This is a genomic window from Bacillus gaemokensis (assembly GCF_001590835.1).
Lineage (GTDB): Bacteria > Bacillota > Bacilli > Bacillales > Bacillaceae_G > Bacillus_A > Bacillus_A gaemokensis.
In genome coordinates, this window is record NZ_LTAQ01000018.1 from 1 (window position 1) to 16,089 (window position 16,089).

Annotated in this window: 19 protein-coding genes; 18 read left to right on the forward strand and 1 reads right to left on the reverse strand. The window is 35.8% G+C overall.

The annotated features are described in order from the left end of the window. The first annotated feature begins 313 nt into the window (after nucleotides 1-313). The 9 genes from AZF08_RS16020 to rsmI all read left to right on the forward strand — a co-directional run bounded on the left by AZF08_RS16020 (nucleotide 314) and on the right by rsmI (nucleotide 6,837). Nucleotides 314-493, forward strand: coding sequence for a sigma factor G inhibitor Gin (locus AZF08_RS16020; protein ID WP_033678145.1), 180 nt, complete (start codon nucleotides 314-316; stop codon nucleotides 491-493). An 80-nt stretch (nucleotides 494-573) separates the two neighbouring features. After that, the gene (locus AZF08_RS16025) at nucleotides 574-1,992 is read left to right on the forward strand and encodes an aminotransferase class I/II-fold pyridoxal phosphate-dependent enzyme (protein ID WP_033678147.1); all 1,419 of its coding nucleotides are present in this window, start codon (nucleotides 574-576) and stop codon (nucleotides 1,990-1,992) included. Between the two features lie 8 nt (nucleotides 1,993-2,000). Next, a complete protein-coding gene (tmk, locus tag AZF08_RS16030; RefSeq protein WP_033678149.1) occupies nucleotides 2,001-2,627 on the forward strand; it encodes a dTMP kinase in 627 nt (208 codons plus the stop codon). 35 nt (nucleotides 2,628-2,662) lie between these two features. Next, the gene (gene holB / locus AZF08_RS16035) at nucleotides 2,663-3,646 is read left to right on the forward strand and encodes a DNA polymerase III subunit delta' (protein ID WP_033678151.1); all 984 of its coding nucleotides are present in this window, start codon (nucleotides 2,663-2,665) and stop codon (nucleotides 3,644-3,646) included. A gap of 5 nt (nucleotides 3,647-3,651) precedes the next feature. Further along, complete coding sequence (locus tag AZF08_RS16040; protein WP_033678203.1) at nucleotides 3,652-4,479, forward strand: PSP1 domain-containing protein; 828 nt, start codon at nucleotides 3,652-3,654, stop codon at nucleotides 4,477-4,479. A 14-nt stretch (nucleotides 4,480-4,493) separates the two neighbouring features. Continuing rightward, nucleotides 4,494-4,844, forward strand: a complete 351-nt coding sequence (gene yabA, locus AZF08_RS16045; RefSeq protein WP_033678153.1) for a DNA replication initiation control protein YabA — start codon at nucleotides 4,494-4,496, stop codon at nucleotides 4,842-4,844. Between the two features lie 131 nt (nucleotides 4,845-4,975). Further along, nucleotides 4,976-5,716 carry a tRNA1(Val) (adenine(37)-N6)-methyltransferase gene (locus AZF08_RS16050; protein ID WP_033678155.1) on the forward strand — a complete coding sequence of 247 codons (741 nt, stop codon included), beginning with the start codon at nucleotides 4,976-4,978 and terminating at the stop codon, nucleotides 5,714-5,716. Then, complete coding sequence (locus AZF08_RS16055) at nucleotides 5,703-5,993, forward strand: GIY-YIG nuclease family protein (RefSeq protein WP_033678158.1); 291 nt, start codon at nucleotides 5,703-5,705, stop codon at nucleotides 5,991-5,993. The genes AZF08_RS16050 and AZF08_RS16055 overlap by 14 nt, the downstream gene beginning before the upstream one ends. Continuing rightward, nucleotides 5,962-6,837: a 16S rRNA (cytidine(1402)-2'-O)-methyltransferase gene (gene rsmI, locus AZF08_RS16060; protein WP_033678160.1), complete on the forward strand. Its 876-nt coding sequence runs from the start codon at nucleotides 5,962-5,964 to the stop codon at nucleotides 6,835-6,837. The genes AZF08_RS16055 and rsmI overlap by 32 nt, the downstream gene beginning before the upstream one ends. A gap of 20 nt (nucleotides 6,838-6,857) precedes the next feature. Here rsmI and AZF08_RS16065 read toward each other — a convergent pair whose 3' ends face one another. Then, the gene (locus tag AZF08_RS16065) at nucleotides 6,858-7,142 is read right to left on the reverse strand and encodes an AbrB/MazE/SpoVT family DNA-binding domain-containing protein (RefSeq protein ID WP_033678162.1); all 285 of its coding nucleotides are present in this window, start codon (nucleotides 7,140-7,142) and stop codon (nucleotides 6,858-6,860) included. A gap of 361 nt (nucleotides 7,143-7,503) precedes the next feature. On the opposite strand from AZF08_RS16065, the gene metG reads away from it, so the two are divergent. The 9 genes from metG to purR all read left to right on the forward strand — a co-directional run bounded on the left by metG (nucleotide 7,504) and on the right by purR (nucleotide 16,011). After that, entirely contained in the window at nucleotides 7,504-9,486 is a 1,983-nt protein-coding gene (gene metG, locus AZF08_RS16070; protein WP_033678164.1) for a methionine--tRNA ligase, read from the forward strand. 171 nt (nucleotides 9,487-9,657) lie between these two features. Continuing rightward, on the forward strand, nucleotides 9,658-10,425 hold the full coding sequence (locus tag AZF08_RS16075; protein ID WP_033678166.1) for a TatD family hydrolase: 768 nt from the start codon (nucleotides 9,658-9,660) through the stop codon (nucleotides 10,423-10,425). A 367-nt stretch (nucleotides 10,426-10,792) separates the two neighbouring features. After that, nucleotides 10,793-11,350, forward strand: a complete 558-nt coding sequence (gene rnmV, locus AZF08_RS16080) for a ribonuclease M5 (protein WP_033678168.1) — start codon at nucleotides 10,793-10,795, stop codon at nucleotides 11,348-11,350. Beyond that, complete coding sequence (gene rsmA / locus AZF08_RS16085) at nucleotides 11,347-12,222, forward strand: 16S rRNA (adenine(1518)-N(6)/adenine(1519)-N(6))-dimethyltransferase RsmA (RefSeq protein ID WP_033678170.1); 876 nt, start codon at nucleotides 11,347-11,349, stop codon at nucleotides 12,220-12,222. The genes rnmV and rsmA overlap by 4 nt, the downstream gene beginning before the upstream one ends. Before the next feature lie 153 nt (nucleotides 12,223-12,375). Beyond that, entirely contained in the window at nucleotides 12,376-13,239 is an 864-nt protein-coding gene (yabG, locus tag AZF08_RS16090) for a sporulation peptidase YabG (RefSeq protein ID WP_033678172.1), read from the forward strand. 267 nt (nucleotides 13,240-13,506) lie between these two features. Further along, entirely contained in the window at nucleotides 13,507-13,770 is a 264-nt protein-coding gene (veg, locus tag AZF08_RS16095; RefSeq protein ID WP_033678174.1) for a biofilm formation stimulator Veg, read from the forward strand. A 91-nt stretch (nucleotides 13,771-13,861) separates the two neighbouring features. Further along, nucleotides 13,862-14,041, forward strand: a complete 180-nt coding sequence (gene sspF, locus AZF08_RS16100; RefSeq protein ID WP_002094215.1) for an acid-soluble spore protein SspF — start codon at nucleotides 13,862-13,864, stop codon at nucleotides 14,039-14,041. 197 nt (nucleotides 14,042-14,238) lie between these two features. Next, a complete protein-coding gene (gene ispE, locus AZF08_RS16105; RefSeq protein ID WP_153019542.1) occupies nucleotides 14,239-15,108 on the forward strand; it encodes a 4-(cytidine 5'-diphospho)-2-C-methyl-D-erythritol kinase in 870 nt (289 codons plus the stop codon). A gap of 54 nt (nucleotides 15,109-15,162) precedes the next feature. Beyond that, on the forward strand, nucleotides 15,163-16,011 hold the full coding sequence (gene purR, locus AZF08_RS16110; RefSeq protein WP_033678176.1) for a pur operon repressor: 849 nt from the start codon (nucleotides 15,163-15,165) through the stop codon (nucleotides 16,009-16,011). Nucleotides 16,012-16,089: the final 78 nt, after the last annotated feature.

Here is a 16,089-nt window from a genome sequence, read left to right on the forward strand (position 1 = left end):
GATGGTAGTTGGGACCTTGTCCCTGTGAGAGTAGGACGTCGCCAAGCAATCTAAGCACGAGTCAATGGACTCGTGCTTTTTTTGTATATATTTTTATTTTAGGTAAGATGAAAAATCTTGAGTTGAAAGTTTCATTTCATTATATAAGTGACAAACACATTGCCCAAAGAAGATTCATATCATACATATATAACGCAACGATGTATATTTTTCTGTAAAATGTTAATGAATAGAAGTATGAAATATTTTAATGTAAATAGAGAGAGAATATCCTAAATCATTTTATTTTGAAGGAAAGGATGGGGATAAAGCTATGAAAGTAAAGGATGAAATCTGTATTGTATGTGAAAATAGAAGAGATGATGGAATACATGTACAGACTAGTTTTATATGCGATGAGTGTGAAAGGGATATGGTGAGAACAGAGACCAATGACCCTAAATATATATATTACTTACAACAATTGCGAAAGATACAAATATCATATTCATAAATAGGCGTATATGCCTATTATTTTTTTTGCTTTAATATCTGTATAATAGATAGAGAACGAAAAATAAGGAAGAGATAAGCATGAATCAAAAAAAAATACCATTATACGAGGCTTTAATTCAGTTTAGAGAAAAAAAACCACTTTCTTTACATGTCCCAGGACATAAAAACGGCTTGAATTTCCCGGAAGAGGCTAGGGTAGGTTTTGAAGATATACTTTCTATTGATGTAACAGAATTAACAGGTTTAGATGATTTACATAGTCCCTTTGAGTGTATAGATGAGGCACAAAAACTGTTAGCTCATGTATATAATGTGCAAAAGAGCTACTTTCTAATTAATGGGTCTACGGTTGGAAATTTAGCAATGATTTTATCGTGTTGTGGAGAAAAAGATACCGTTCTTGTACAGAGGAATTGTCATAAATCAATTATCAATGGTTTGAAGTTAGCGGGAGCGAATCCAGTCTTTTTAGATCCTTGGGTGGATGAGGCATATGGTGTACCGGTCGGAGTTCAACATAAGGTTATTAAAGAAGCGATTGAGCGTTATCCAGAAGCGAAAGCATTGATTTTAACGCATCCCAATTATTACGGTATGGGGGTCGATTTAAAGGAAAGCATTACATTGGCACATGAACATGAGATTGCTGTTTTAGTGGATGAGGCACATGGAGCACATTTTTGTATAGGAGAACCTTTTCCCAAGTCTGCATTAACATATGGTGCTGATATTGTTGTACATTCAGCACATAAAACATTACCGGCTATGACTATGGGATCTTATTTACATATAAATAGTAATTTAATTCATGAAGAAAAAGTTTCTTCCTATTTAAATATGTTACAATCTAGCAGTCCATCTTATCCTATCATGGCCTCGCTGGATGTAGCTCGTTTTGCATTAGCGAATATGAAAGAAAAGGGTTGTCATAAAACTATGGAGTTTGTGCGGAAGTTTAGAGAGGAATTACAGTGTATTCCGCAACTTGCTGTTTTACAGTATCCTATGCAGGATGAATTGAAAGTTACAGTACAAACACGCTGTCAGCTATCGGGGTATGAATTACAATCCATATTCGAGGAAGTAGGTATATATGCAGAAATGGCAGATCCATATAATGTTCTGTTTATCTTACCATTACAAGTAAATGAGCAGTATATCCAGGCGGTACAGGTGATACGATTAGCATTACATAATTACAAGGTAACAGACAAGATACCATCTATTCGGTATACTTATAATGGGAGATTTTCTTCCTTACCATTTACGTATAAACAATTAGAAAAGTATGAGAAAAAGATGATACCCGTGCAAGAAGCTGTTGGTATGATCGCGGCGGATATGGTTATTCCATATCCACCAGGAATTCCATTACTTATGTATGGAGAGAAGATTACTGCAGAGCATATTAAACAAATTTCTTATTTAGAAGAAACGGGAGCTCGTTTGCAAGGAAATAAAAAATATATGAATGTATATGATATAGAGAGAAAGTAGGTTTTTGGATGAAAGGATTATTTGTAACAATTGAGGGACCAGAAGGTTCAGGAAAGTCGACATTAATTACAAAGTTATTACCATACTTTGAGAAGAGAGAGCAAAAGGTAATTGCTACAAGGGAGCCAGGTGGTATTGCAATTTCAGAAGAGATTCGAACCATTTTACATAAACAAGAATATACGATGATGGAAGCACGTACGGAAGCTCTATTATATGCTGCAGCACGTAGACAGCATTTAGTAGAAATGGTTATGCCGGCATTGAAAGAGGAGCATCTTGTATTATGCGATCGCTTTATTGATAGTTCTCTTGCTTATCAAGGATATGCAAGGGGATTAGGTATTGATAAGGTATTTGAAATTAATCGCTTTGCGACGGAAGATTGTATGCCTGGCTTGACGATTTATTTAGATATTAAACCAGAAGTGGGATTAGCACGCATTGAGAAGGATGCTGGCCGTGAAGTAAATCGTTTAGATATGGAGAGTATTACATTCCACAAGCGTGTACGTGAGGGGTATTTACAGGTTGTGGAACGTTTCTCGGATCGTATAGCTGTTGTGAATGCTGATCAACCAATGGAAAAGATTATGGAAGAAGTCATTCAGCTTATAGAAAATAAATTGTTATAATAGAAGGAAAGTATAAAACAAGTGAGGTATGCATTATGACGAAGACGTGGGAGCAGCTCTCTGCTATACAACCCATTGGTGTAAAGATGTTAATGAATAGTATTGCAAAAGGGCGTATATCCCATGCTTATTTGTTAGAAGGGGCGAAAGGAACGGGAAAATTTGAAACGGCAATTCAAATGGCAAAAAGTTTTTTATGTTTGCAACGGATCGGTGTAGAGCCTTGTCATACGTGTACAAATTGTCGCCGAATTGACTCAGGTAATTATCCTAATTTACATATTTTAAAACCAGATGGATTATCAATCAAAAAACAACAAATTCATGATTTACAAGAAGAGTTTTCAAAAACAGGTTTAGAGGCCAATAAAAAGGTGTATATTATTGAGCACGCAGATCGTATGACAGCAAATGCTGCCAATACCTTATTGAAATTTTTAGAAGAACCAAGTGGTAACACAACAGCGATTTTACTTACTCAACAAAGCCATCAGATTTTAAATACTATTTTATCACGTTGTCAAGTTGTTACATTTAGACCACTTTCTACTGAATCTTTAATTGAGAGGTTGCAGGTTGAGGGAGTTACCGTTTCTTTATCCACTCTTGCTGCGCAAATTACAAATAGTTTTGAAGAAGCTTTATTACTATGCAATGATGAATGGTTTGCACAAGCACGAGCTTTAGTGATAAAATTATGTGAAGCGCTCGAAAAAGATAAAGCTGCCCTTTTTTTTGTACAAGAAAAATGGGGAAAGCACTTTGGAGAGAAGGAACAATTACAACAAGGTTTAGATATGTTACTCCTTATTTATAAGGATTTATTATATGTTCAATTAGGAGAAGAAGATCGTCTTGTTTTTCAAGATCAGAAGGAAATATTCCAATCTTTCTCCTATGCTCAGAAGCGCATTGTATCAGCTCTTTTTAATATATTAGAAGCAAAAAATAGAATCAACGCTAATGTAAATGCGCAGCTTGTGTTCGAACAGTTAGTGTTGCGGTTGCAGGAGGGATGACCGTTTTGTATGATGTAGTAGGTGTTCGCTTTAAGAAGGCCGGAAAAGTATATTACTTTGACCCTAATGAATTTGATATCTCAGAAAATGAGTTTGTAATCGTGGAAACTGTACGAGGTATTGAATATGGGAAAGTAGTTATTACAAAAAAGCAAGTTGATGAAAACGATGTTGTACTACCGCTAAAGAAAGTCATTCGTATTGCAAATGAAAATGATCGGACCATTGTTGAGGAGAACAAGCATGCTGCAAAAGAAGCATATCAAGTTTGTCAACAAAAGGTAGGGGAACATAAACTTGATATGAAACTTGTAGATGTAGAATATACATTTGATCGTAATAAAATCATTTTCTATTTTACAGCAGACGGTCGGATTGATTTCCGTGAGCTTGTAAAGGATTTAGCAGCAATTTTTCGGACAAGAATTGAGCTAAGGCAAATTGGTGTGCGTGATGAGGCAAAAATGCTTGGTGGTATTGGTCCATGTGGGCGTATGCTTTGTTGTTCTACATTTTTAGGAGATTTTGAGCCTGTATCCATTAAAATGGCAAAGGATCAAAATTTATCATTAAATCCTGCGAAAATCTCTGGTTTATGTGGTCGTTTAATGTGTTGCTTAAAATATGAGAATGACGAATATGAGGCAGCAAAAGAGCAACTTCCTGATTTAGATCAGCGTATACAAACACCAAATGGTCTTGGACGTGTCATCGGATTAAATATTTTAGAAAGATTAATTCAAGTGGAACTAGTAGACAAGGAACGGGTAATAGAATATACGTTAGATGAATTAATTAATGAAGGGGTCGTTTCGAGTCAAACCACAGATTAATGAGGTGGGTGCTTGTGGAGAAAAAGGATATTTTTGCAGCGGTTTCCAGTATGGAAGAGCAAATTGGCCATTTATATAAACAGTTGGGAGAATTAAAGCAACATCTTGCAGAGTTACTTGAAGAAAACCAACATATTAAAATGGAAAATGAAAATTTGCGACAACGTTTTGAAGAAGTGCAGAAAAAGGAAAAACAAAAAACTCAAAAACGAAAAGAAATGAAACCTAAAACGGATATTGGTGAGGGATATGATAATTTAGCGCGCTTATATCAAGAGGGTTTCCATATCTGTAATTTACATTATGGAAGTGTACGTAAAGAAGGGGATTGTTTATTCTGTCTGTCATTTTTAAATAAAAAATGAAATTACCTTTCCAATATATTTGGAAAGGTAATTTTTTATACATGAGAGTAAAGATAATAGAAAATAGATCTTAATTTTACGTTAATAGAGAATAAAATAGGGTAGGTTAATTGTAAGAAAGGAAGCAGTATATGAACTTATATGAAGATGAGCGTTTAGATTATTTACTAGCAGAACAAATGAAAATCATTCAAAGTCCATCCGTATTTAATTTTTCCTTAGACGCAGTTTTACTTGCGAATTTTGCTTGGATTCCGATTCAAAAAGGGAACTTACTTGATTTGTGCACTGGAAATGCTGTTATTCCGCTTTTATTAAGCGCGAGAACAAAAGGGAATATTACCGGTGTAGAAATCCAAGAGCGCTTGTATGATATGGGGATTAGGAGTATCCAATATAACAAACTAGAAGAACGAATTCATTTAATTCATGGGGATTTGAAGGATATGCCAGAGGTACTTGGGCGTCATCAATATGACGTTGTGACATGTAATCCACCTTATTTTCAAACACCAAAGACATCTGAGAAAAATATAAATGAACATTTAGCTATAGCTCGTCATGAAATTATGTGTACACTGGAAGATGTTGTACATGCTAGTAGCCAACTTGTGAAACAAGGTGGTAAGGTGGCATTTGTCCATCGTCCAGGCCGGTTCCTTGATATTGTAACGTTAATGAGAAAATATAAGATTGAACCTAAACGTGTACAATTTGTGTATCCTAAGGCTGGTAAAGAAGCAAATACATTGTTAATTGAAGGGATTAAAGATGGAAATGCAGATTTAAAAATTTTACCACCCCTTTTTGTATATGAAGAAAATAATGAGTATACAAAGGAGCTTCGTTCAATCTTATATGGAAAAGAATAAACATTATTTTTATGTTGTGGAGTGCTCAGATAGAAGTTATTATGCGGGATATACAAATCATATAGAGAAAAGGATCCAGACTCATAATAATGGGAAGGGAGCTCGGTATACACGTGCTAGGCTCCCAGTCGTTTTGAAATACCTAGAAGTTCATGAGGATAAACGAACAGCTATGCAAGCTGAATATCACTTTAAACAGTTAAAGCGAAAAGAAAAAGAAGAATATATGCAAAAAGGAGAACGTTATGTGGCAGCAAAAAAGCTTTCAACAAAATGAAAAGGGAGTCCTATATTTAGTTCCGACCCCAATTGGTAATTTAGAAGATATGACGTTTCGCTCAATTCGAATTTTGAAAGAAGCGGATGTCATTGCTGCTGAAGATACGCGGCAGACGAAAAAGCTTTGTAACTATTTCGAAATCGAAACGCCTGTTATGAGTTATCATGAACATAATAAAGAAGTAAGTGGGCGAAAGATCTTAGAGAAGTTAGAAGATGGGAAAAACGTAGCTCTTGTAAGTGATGCAGGAATGCCGTGTATTTCTGATCCTGGTTACGATATTGTTGTAGAAGCTGTAGCAGCACAATATCATGTTATCCCGCTCCCAGGGGCAAATGCTGCACTTACAGCGTTAATTGCTTCAGGATTAGAAACGAGACATTTTTATTTCTATGGTTTTTTACAAAGGAACAAGAAGGAACGTAAAGCTGAATTAGAAAAATTACGCTATGTCCCAACTACGATGATGTTTTATGAAGCACCACATCGTTTAGATGATACATTAATTTCTATGAAAGAAGTACTTGGTAATAGGGAGATTGTATTGTGCCGAGAACTAACGAAAAAATTTGAAGAGTTTATTCGCGGTTCAGTAGAAGAAGCGATTGAATGGACAAAACAAAATGAAGTTCGTGGTGAATTTTGTATTTTAGTAGCAGGATCAAAAGAAGAAGCTCCGTCTGAGGAGCAGTGGTGGGAATCTATATCGGTGTATGAACATATAGAACATTACATAAATGAAAAAGGGATGTCATCAAAGGATGCAATTAAAATAGTTGCAAAAGATCGTAATTTATCGAAACGAGATGTCTATCAAACCTATCATGTTGATAAAAAATAAACTTCTCATAATTGAGAAGTTTATTTTACTGCTTGGATATATTGTTGAAGTTCGCTTAAAACTTGTTCAGCGCCCTCTTTGCTTAAAATAATTTTGCCTGCAGCTAAAGAAAGATTACCATCAGATACTTCACCAGTTACTTGGCAAGTCATATTTGGCTTATATTTCTTTAGGATGATTTTTTCGTCATCAACATAAATTTCAAGAGCATCCTTTTCAGCAATACCTAATGTACGGCGTAATTCAATCGGAATTACCACACGACCTAATTCATCAACTTTACGAACGATACCAGTAGATTTCATATTCGTTTCCTCCTCATATTCTGTAAGTCTTCGAGTCTATATTTTGATTCGTCATTTTTCGACAAAATACCCTATGAACATATGATACCAATCATTTACATTTCCGTCAATTCTTAAATTCTATATTTTATAAAAGATTTATAGATTTTTATACTTCTTATATATAATAGAAAAGGGGAGAGTTACACAAGTGTTTTACTGTATTTTAAAAATTTATCAATATTTCAGACAAATGATTGTATATTTTTTTTGAATATGAGTAATAGATGATAAAGATATCGAGCATTAATTCGTTTTTATGGGTCAGTTTTTGATATACTGTTTATAAATACATATGAGGTCATTTGGGAGGTTCAAAACAATGGCAGAGGAAAATAAGTCCTTTTATATTACTACTCCAATTTATTATCCAAGCGGAAAGCTCCATATTGGACATGCTTATACAACGGTAGCAGGAGATGCAATGGCACGCTACAAGCGCATGCAAGGATACGATGTTCATTATTTAACAGGTACTGATGAACATGGACAAAAGATTCAAAAGAAAGCAGAAGAACTACAAGTTACACCACAAGCTTATGTTGATAACATCGTAACAGGAATTAAAGAGCTTTGGGAAAAGATGGACATTTCTTATGATGACTTTATTCGTACAACCGAAGATCGTCATAAAGAAGTTGTCGAAAAGATTTTTAAACAACTTGTTGATCAAGGGGATATTTATCTTGATGAATATGAAGGATGGTATTCTGTCCAAGATGAAACATTCTACACGGAACATCAACTTGTTGATCCAATTATGGAAGAAGGCAAAGTAGTTGGCGGAAAAAGCCCAGATAGTGGCCACGCTGTAGAGCTTGTTCGTGAAGAATCCTATTTCTTTAGAATGGGAAAATATGTAGATCGACTTCTGCAGTTCTATGAAGAGAACCCTCATTTCATTCAACCGGAATCTCGTAAAAATGAAATGATCAATAACTTTATTAAACCAGGTCTAGAAGACTTAGCGGTGTCCCGTACTTCATTTGACTGGGGAATTCGTGTGCCAGATAACCCAAAACATGTTATTTATGTATGGGTAGATGCATTATCTAATTACATTACAGCACTAGGATATGGAACAGCAAACGAAGAGAAGTATAAAAAGTATTGGCCTGCAGATGTTCATTTAGTAGGAAAAGAAATTGTTCGTTTCCATACAATTTATTGGCCAATTATTTTAATGGCATTAGATTTACCACTTCCGAAAAAGGTATTTGCTCATGGGTGGATCTTAATGAAAGATGGAAAAATGAGTAAATCTAAAGGTAATGTAGTTGATCCTGTTACGTTAATTGATCGTTATGGATTAGATTCCTTACGTTATTATTTACTTCGTGAAGTGCCATTCGGATCAGACGGTGTGTTTACACCTGAAGGATTTGTGGAACGTATTAATTTTGATCTTGCTAATGATTTAGGGAATTTATTGAATCGTACAGTGGCAATGATTGATAAGTACTTTAACGGAGAAATTCCTGAATTCAAAGCGAATGTAACAGAGTTTGATGAAACGTTAGTAACATTTGCACAAGATACAGTGCAAAAAGTAGAAGAAGCAATGGAAAACATGGAATTTTCAGTAGCGTTAAGCTCGATTTGGAAATTAGTTAGCCGTACAAATAAATATATTGATGAAACGCAACCTTGGGTGCTGGCGAAAGATGAGAATGACCGTAATAAGCTTGCTGCTGTAATGGCACATTTAGCAGAAATGCTTCGCCAAACGGGAATTATGCTGATGCCATTCTTAACAGCAACGCCAGGGAAAATATTTGTGCAACTTGGTATTACTGAGGAAGCATATCAATCTTGGAATAGTCTTTCTACAATTGGTTGTATCCCAGCGGGTACAGCAGTAGTTAAAGGACAACCAATATTCCCTCGTTTAGAAGTAGAAGTAGAGGTTGAATATATTAAAGAACAAATGAAAAATTCTACTCCTAAAGTAGAAGAGAAAAAAGAAGAAGAGCCGAAGGCGGAAGAAATTACAATTGATGATTTCTTTAAAGTAGAATTACGCGTGGCAGAAGTAATAGATGCAGAGCCTGTGAAAAAGGCAGATAAATTGCTGAAAATCCAACTTGATTTAGGTACAGAAAAGCGACAAGTTGTTTCGGGAATTGCTAAGTTTTACAAGCCAGAAGAATTAAAAGGAAAAAAGGTTATTTGTGTAACAAATTTAAAACCAGTAAAATTACGTGGTGAACTATCACAAGGTATGATTTTAGCAGGCGAAGAAAACGGTGTATTATCGTTAGCGACAATTGACCAAAATTTACCGAATGGTACAAAAATCAAGTAATTATGACAAAATAAAAGATGTTTCACGTGTAACATTCGTGGAGCATCTTTTTCTTATTAGACAACTTTCTTGATTTTCCTTTTTTGTATTAAACTTGTAATTTTGTTATCGTTACGTTGTTAGTAAAGTGATTTTTATATAATTCATTTCAAATAAAAGGAGTTATTTACCATGTTGTTTGATACACATTCACATTTAAATGCAGAGCAGTTTGAAGAAGATTTACAGGAAGTTATTGCAAGAATGAAAGAAGTCGGGGTTTCATACACAGTTGTTGTTGGTTTTGATGAAGTGACAATCAACAAAGCAATTGAGCTCGCGGAAACATATGATTTTATTTATGCAGCAGTTGGCTGGCATCCGGTTGATGCAATTGATATGACAGATGAACATTTAATTTGGTTAGAGGAGTTAGCTACTCATCCAAAGGTAGTAGCCCTTGGTGAAATGGGGTTAGATTATCATTGGGACAAGTCTCCAAAGGAAATACAGAAAGAAGTCTTTCGTAAACAAATTCAGCTAGCAAAGAAAGTGAAGCTACCTATTATTATACATAATCGTGATGCAACGCAGGATATTGTAGATATTTTAGAAGAAGAAAATGCAGCTGAAGTAGGCGGTATTATGCATTGTTTTAGTGGTAGTGTAGAAGTAGCAAAGCAATGTATTGATATGAATTTTTTAATCTCATTAGGAGGACCAGTAACTTTCAAAAATGCGAAGAAGCCAAAGGAAGTTGCTATGGAAATCCCTATGGAAAAGTTGTTGATAGAAACCGATTGCCCATACTTAACACCGCATCCATTTCGTGGTAAACGAAATGAACCAAGCTATGTTAAGCTTGTAGCAGAAGAAATCGCAAATTTAAAAGGAATCTCATACGAAGAAGTTGCGCAGGCAACAACAGAAAATGCAAAAGCTTTATTTGGTGTTGAATAGAAAAAGAATGGGGAAATCAATTCTTTTTCTTTATACTTTGTCTTATCATTAGTGTCCGATAAAAATAGCGAAAGAGATGTACAAGGTAATTGGTGGGATGAAGTTGAGAGAAATGTGTTAATGAGGTTAAAAGCAAGTAAAAGTGTAGAAATAAAGGGGAAACGAATTGATTTGTTAATGCCACCCGCGGCACAGGTATACTCGTGGAGGCAGAAAACAAGTGAAGCTTAAAGTGTTACAATAAGAAGAGTAGGCAGAGGGTTTTTTCTCCTCTGTTTTTTAAATTGTAAGAATGGGAAAATAATAATGGAAAAGTATTTGTTTTTTTGTTTTACTAAGTAGAGACGAAAAGAGTGTGGAGGAAGGCATGAAAATTAAAGAGATTATCGTTGTAGAAGGTAAAGATGATACAGTCGCAATTAAGCGTGCTGTTGATGCAGATACAATTGAAACGAACGGTTCAGCAATCGGTGATCATGTCATTGAGCAAGTAAAATTAGCACAGCAAAAACGAGGCGTTATTATTTTGACAGATCCTGATTATCCGGGAGAGCGCATTCGTAAAATTATTTCTGAAAAGGTTCCAGGTTGTAAACATGCTTTCTTACCAAAAGAAGAGGCAATTGCTAAAAGAAAAAAAGGACTTGGAATTGAGCATGCTTCTAATGAATCTATTCGCCGTGCTTTAGAAAATGTTCATGAGGAAATGGAAGCTTATACGAGCGAAATTAGTTGGAGTGACTTAGTAGATGCTGGCTTAGTGGGCGGAGAACAGGCAAAAAGTCGCAGGGAAAGAATGGGTAAGCTATTAAAGATTGGTTATACAAATGCGAAGCAGTTACATAAACGTTTACAAATGTTTCAAGTTTCAAAAGAGGCATTTGCGGAAGCATATAAACAAGTATTACAGGAGGAAAAGAAATGAAGGATATCGCGACGCCAAATCGTACGAAAGATATTGTTGAAAAGTACGGATTTTCATTCAAAAAAAGTTTAGGACAAAATTTCTTAATTGATACAAATGTATTAAATCGTATTGTAGATTATGCAGAAGTTGGTCCAGAGAGCGGTGCAATTGAAATTGGACCTGGTATTGGAGCGTTAACAGAACAGTTAGCAAAACGTGCGAAGAAAGTGGTAGCTTTTGAAATAGATCAGCGATTATTACCAATTTTAGATGAGACTCTAGCTCCTTACGGTAATGTTACTGTTATTAATAAAGATATTTTAAAAGCGGATGTACATGAAGTATTTGGAGAGCAATTTGATGAAGGACAAGATGTAATGGTAGTAGCGAATTTACCATACTACGTTACAACGCCGATTTTATTTAAATTGCTTGAAGAACAGTTACCAGTTCGAGGGTTTGTTGTGATGATGCAAAAAGAAGTAGGCGATCGATTAGCAGCTAAACCAGGAACGAAAGATTACGGTTCTTTATCTATTGCGATTCAGTATTACACGGAAGTAGAAACAGTTATGACTGTTCCACGCACTGTATTTGTACCGCAACCTAATGTAGACTCTGCAGTTATTCGCCTTCTAAAAAGACCAAAACCAATTGTAGAAGTAAAAGACGAGAAATTTTTCTTCGAGGTTGTAAGAGCAAGTTTTGCGCAGCGCCGTAAGACTTTGATGAATAACTTATCAAACAATTTAAACGGTTTCCCGAAAGACAAAGAGTTGTTAGATCGTATTTTAACAGAGGTGAATATTGATCCAAAACGAAGAGGCGAAACGTTATCAATTGAAGAATTTGCAGTGTTGAGTAATGCACTAGTCTCTCATAAAGCGTAACTTTAATCAGTGGAATTGCTCTACTCATGAATAGAAGGATAAAAGGACAACTCAATTAGAGTTGTCCTTTTTGTCACCTTTTTCACCCTAAACTCATACGTTAAGAACAGAACATGGTTAGTGAGATGGCCTAATGAGTTTGGAGGTAGAATAATGGCTGTACATGTTGGAGATTTAGTGGAACGACAGTCTTATAACCGCGACATTCTTTTTCGCATTACGGAAATAAAGGATGAGATGGCAATATTATTTGGCGAAGAAGTTAGGCTTGTAGCAGATGCACCGCTTGAAGATTTAATTATCATTGATCAACGAGAGTATAAAAAAAGAGCGAAGCGTGAAAAGGAGTCAATGGAGCGAACGTATCGTTTATTTCAACAAGATTATGTATTGATGAAGCAACGTCATGAACATACTTCCACAGGTGGGTATACGAGTGAAGTCAATTATTTTCAAATGCCAGGGCGAGTTTTGCATATAGATGGAGATCCATTATATTTACGAAAATGTTTAGATCTATATACGAAGATAGGTGTTCCTGTTCAAGGAGTTCATTGTAAGGAAACTGAAATGCATGAAAAGGTAGTAGATTTAATTGATCATTTCCGCCCAGATATTTTAGTGATAACAGGCCATGATGCATATACAAAATCGAAAGGGGTAATGGGGGATTTAGCAGCGTATCGTCATTCTAAACACTTTGTACAGGCTGTCCGAGAAGTAAGAAAAAAGTACCCTTCATTAGATCAGCTTGTTATTTTTGCTGGGGCATGTCAATCACATTTTGAAGCGTTAATCCGAGCAGGTGCTAATTTTGCTAGTTCACCATCACGTATTAACATTCATGCCTTAGATCCAGTCTACGTAGTAGGGAAAATTAGTTTTACTTCTTTTATGGAACGCGTAAATGTATGGGATGTTGTGCGCAATACCATCACTGGAGAAAAAGGTCTTGGTGGAATTGAAACACGTGGGATTTTACGAACTGGGTTGCCGTTTCAATATTATGAGGAGTAAGCAAGGTACATAGGTTACCTTGCTTTTTTTATGGAGAAAGGTTAAAGAATTATGTAGGTTAAATAAGGATTTGTTAGGGACGGGATAAAAAAGGATCAGAACGTACAGACTATATAATGATACTTTTACAATATAGTATTTCTTCTATCTATTCGAAAGCATTAGGTTCTTGCAAATGTATTGTCTGTTACTTGCGGTCAATAATTGGGTAGATATATCGTGTATTTATATGTTCAATCTAAATTACAGCGAGGTGTAGCAAGGTATATGTCAAAACGTTTAGATGAAATTAAAAGCGAACTAGATCACCATCTTGGAAAGCGCCTTATGTTAAAGGCGAATAGTGGAAGAAGAAAAACAGTGGAACAATCTGGAGTACTAGCAGAGACATACCGTTCTGTTTTTGTAGTACAGCTGGATCAACAGGAAGATATGTTGCAACGTGTTTCTTATAGTTATGCGGATGTTTTAACAGAAACTGTAGAATTAACGTTTTATGATGACCCTCATGGCGAGGTAATTTTAGGGTAATCGCTTAACTTGTTACATAGATTCCCATGAATAAAAAGGTACACTTTTTGCATACTAATTATACCGTAGCAAAATAAGGAGGGACCCTGCATTGAGTAGACGAAGAGGAGTCATGTCAAATCAATTTAAAGAAGAGCTTGCAAAAGAGCTTGGATTTTATGATGTTGTTCAGAAAGAAGGATGGGGCGGAATTCGTGCGAAAGATGCTGGTAATATGGTGAAACGTGCTATTGAAATTGCAGAGCAGCAATTAATGAAACGAAACCAGTAGTTGTAAGATAACTTCTATGCTACGGTAGCCGAGGAGAAATTCCTCGGCTTTTTGCACGCCAAAAGGTGTCATCATTTTGCACTCAGTAGTTTCATTCTGAATGCTTTTCGTTATAATTAGGGAAGTGTCATCGTCTTACTATAAATTTATGGTAAAATAAACGATAAAAGATTGAGTACATAGAGTGGGTGAATGGATTGAAGCTACTAGTGAAAGCACCAGCAAAGATTAATCTGTCGTTAGATGTACTAGGGAAAAGACAAGACGGTTATCATGAAGTGAAAATGATTATGACAACAATCGATTTAGCAGATCGTTTAGAGTTAACGGAGTTAACAGAAAACCGTATTGAAATTGTATCCCATAATCGGTATGTCCCAGACGACCAACGTAATTTAGCTTATCAAGCAGCGAAGTTATTAAAAGAGAGATTTAAAGTAAAGAAAGGTGTATCTATTGCTATTGAAAAAACGATTCCAGTGGCAGCAGGATTAGCAGGTGGTAGCAGTGACGCAGCCGCTACCTTACGTGGCCTTAATAAGTTATGGAATTTAGGTCTAACAATAGATGAGCTAGCGAACCTTGGTGCAGAAATTGGATCAGATGTATCTTTTTGTGTATATGGAGGAACGGCAATTGCTACAGGAAGAGGAGAAAAAATTGAGCATATAAAGACACCACCTTCTTGTTGGGTTGTTTTGGCGAAGCCTCACATCGGTGTATCTACTGCTGACGTATATGGAAATTTAAAATTAGATCGAGTTACACATCCGGATGTAGAAAAAATGGTTGAAGTGATCAATCAAGGTGATTATAAAGGAATATGTAATGCGGTTGGAAATGTATTAGAGGATGTGACGTTTGCAATGCACCCTGAAGTTGCACGAATTAAGGCACAGATGAAGCGTTTTGGCGCAGATGCAGTTTTAATGAGTGGTAGCGGGCCAACTGTGTTTGGACTTGTGCATCATGACTCACGTATGCATCGTATTTATAATGGTTTAAAAGGATTTTGCGAACAGGTATATGCAGTGCGTTTATTAGGAGAGCGAGAAACGCTTGAATAAAGACGTATAATAAGTTATGATTTGTTTAGAATATTCGTGATTTGAGGTGAGAGTGTGAAAATTAGGCGGAGTACAAGATTAGTCGATATGACTTATTATTTGTTACAAAACCCTCGTCGGTTAGTTTCTCTCACTTTTTTTGCTGAACGGTATCAATCTGCTAAATCTTCTATTAGTGAGGATTTAGTTATTATTAAGCAAACGTTTGAACAACAAGGGGTCGGCACATTGCAAACGATACCAGGGGCAGCAGGAGGAGTGAAATATATTCCGTATATAAGTGAAGAAGAAGCAAATCTGATTATCAATGAGCTTTGCAGCTTATTCGAAAATCCAGGTCGAATCTTACCAGGTGGGTATCTATATATGACGGATCTTTTAAGTAATCCACGTCATATAAATGGTGCGGGTCGTTTATTTGCATCTGTCTTTGCAAGGCAACCAATTGACGCGGTTATGACTGTAGCAACAAAAGGCATTCCGCTTGCATATGCGGTAGCTAACTATTTAGATGTACCGGTAGTAATTGCAAGAAAAGATAATAAAGTAACAGAGGGACCAACAGTTAGTATTAACTACGTATCAGGTTCATCTAAGCGTATTCAAACAATGACTTTAGCAAAGCGTAGTCTACCAGAAGGTGCCAACGTGTTAATCGTTGATGACTTTATGAAAGCCGGGGGAACGATTCAAGGCATGATTAGTATGCTAGAAGAGTTTAATGCAAACGTTGTTGGAATTGGCGTGTTAGTAGAGTCAACAGATATCGAAGAAAGACTTATTAATAACTTTGTTTCGTTAATTCGTTTATCAGAGGTAGATGTGAAAGAAAGAACAATTCAAGTGGAAAAAGGAAATTATTCGCTTGTACCATTTGAAGAAGGGCTTGTAGAAGCTGAATAAAAAGGTAAAGCAGAGGCTTTATCTTTTTTTGTAAATGAAAGTGTTAGTGGGCGGTAAGCCTTTTCGTATATTCGTAAA

Bases quoted from the DNA above. Each gene is read 5' to 3' on its own strand.
- AZF08_RS16055 (WP_033678158.1), top strand. From the start codon at position 5,703: ATGGAAAAGAATAAACATTATTTTTATGTTGTGGAGTGCTCAGATAGA.
- rsmI (WP_033678160.1), top strand. From the start codon at position 5,962: ATGTGGCAGCAAAAAAGCTTTCAACAAAATGAAAAGGGAGTCCTATAT.
- metG (WP_033678164.1), top strand. From the start codon at position 7,504: ATGGCAGAGGAAAATAAGTCCTTTTATATTACTACTCCAATTTATTAT.
- veg (WP_033678174.1), top strand. From the start codon at position 13,507: ATGTCAAAACGTTTAGATGAAATTAAAAGCGAACTAGATCACCATCTT.
- holB (WP_033678151.1), top strand. From the start codon at position 2,663: ATGACGAAGACGTGGGAGCAGCTCTCTGCTATACAACCCATTGGTGTA.
- tmk (WP_033678149.1), top strand. From the start codon at position 2,001: ATGAAAGGATTATTTGTAACAATTGAGGGACCAGAAGGTTCAGGAAAG.
- AZF08_RS16065 (WP_033678162.1), bottom strand. From the start codon at position 7,142: ATGAAATCTACTGGTATCGTTCGTAAAGTTGATGAATTAGGTCGTGTG.
- AZF08_RS16050 (WP_033678155.1), top strand. From the start codon at position 4,976: ATGAACTTATATGAAGATGAGCGTTTAGATTATTTACTAGCAGAACAA.
- AZF08_RS16025 (WP_033678147.1), top strand. From the start codon at position 574: ATGAATCAAAAAAAAATACCATTATACGAGGCTTTAATTCAGTTTAGA.
- rnmV (WP_033678168.1), top strand. From the start codon at position 10,793: ATGAAAATTAAAGAGATTATCGTTGTAGAAGGTAAAGATGATACAGTC.
- AZF08_RS16020 (WP_033678145.1), top strand. From the start codon at position 314: ATGAAAGTAAAGGATGAAATCTGTATTGTATGTGAAAATAGAAGAGAT.
- yabG (WP_033678172.1), top strand. From the start codon at position 12,376: ATGGCTGTACATGTTGGAGATTTAGTGGAACGACAGTCTTATAACCGC.
- AZF08_RS16075 (WP_033678166.1), top strand. From the start codon at position 9,658: ATGTTGTTTGATACACATTCACATTTAAATGCAGAGCAGTTTGAAGAA.
- rsmA (WP_033678170.1), top strand. From the start codon at position 11,347: ATGAAGGATATCGCGACGCCAAATCGTACGAAAGATATTGTTGAAAAG.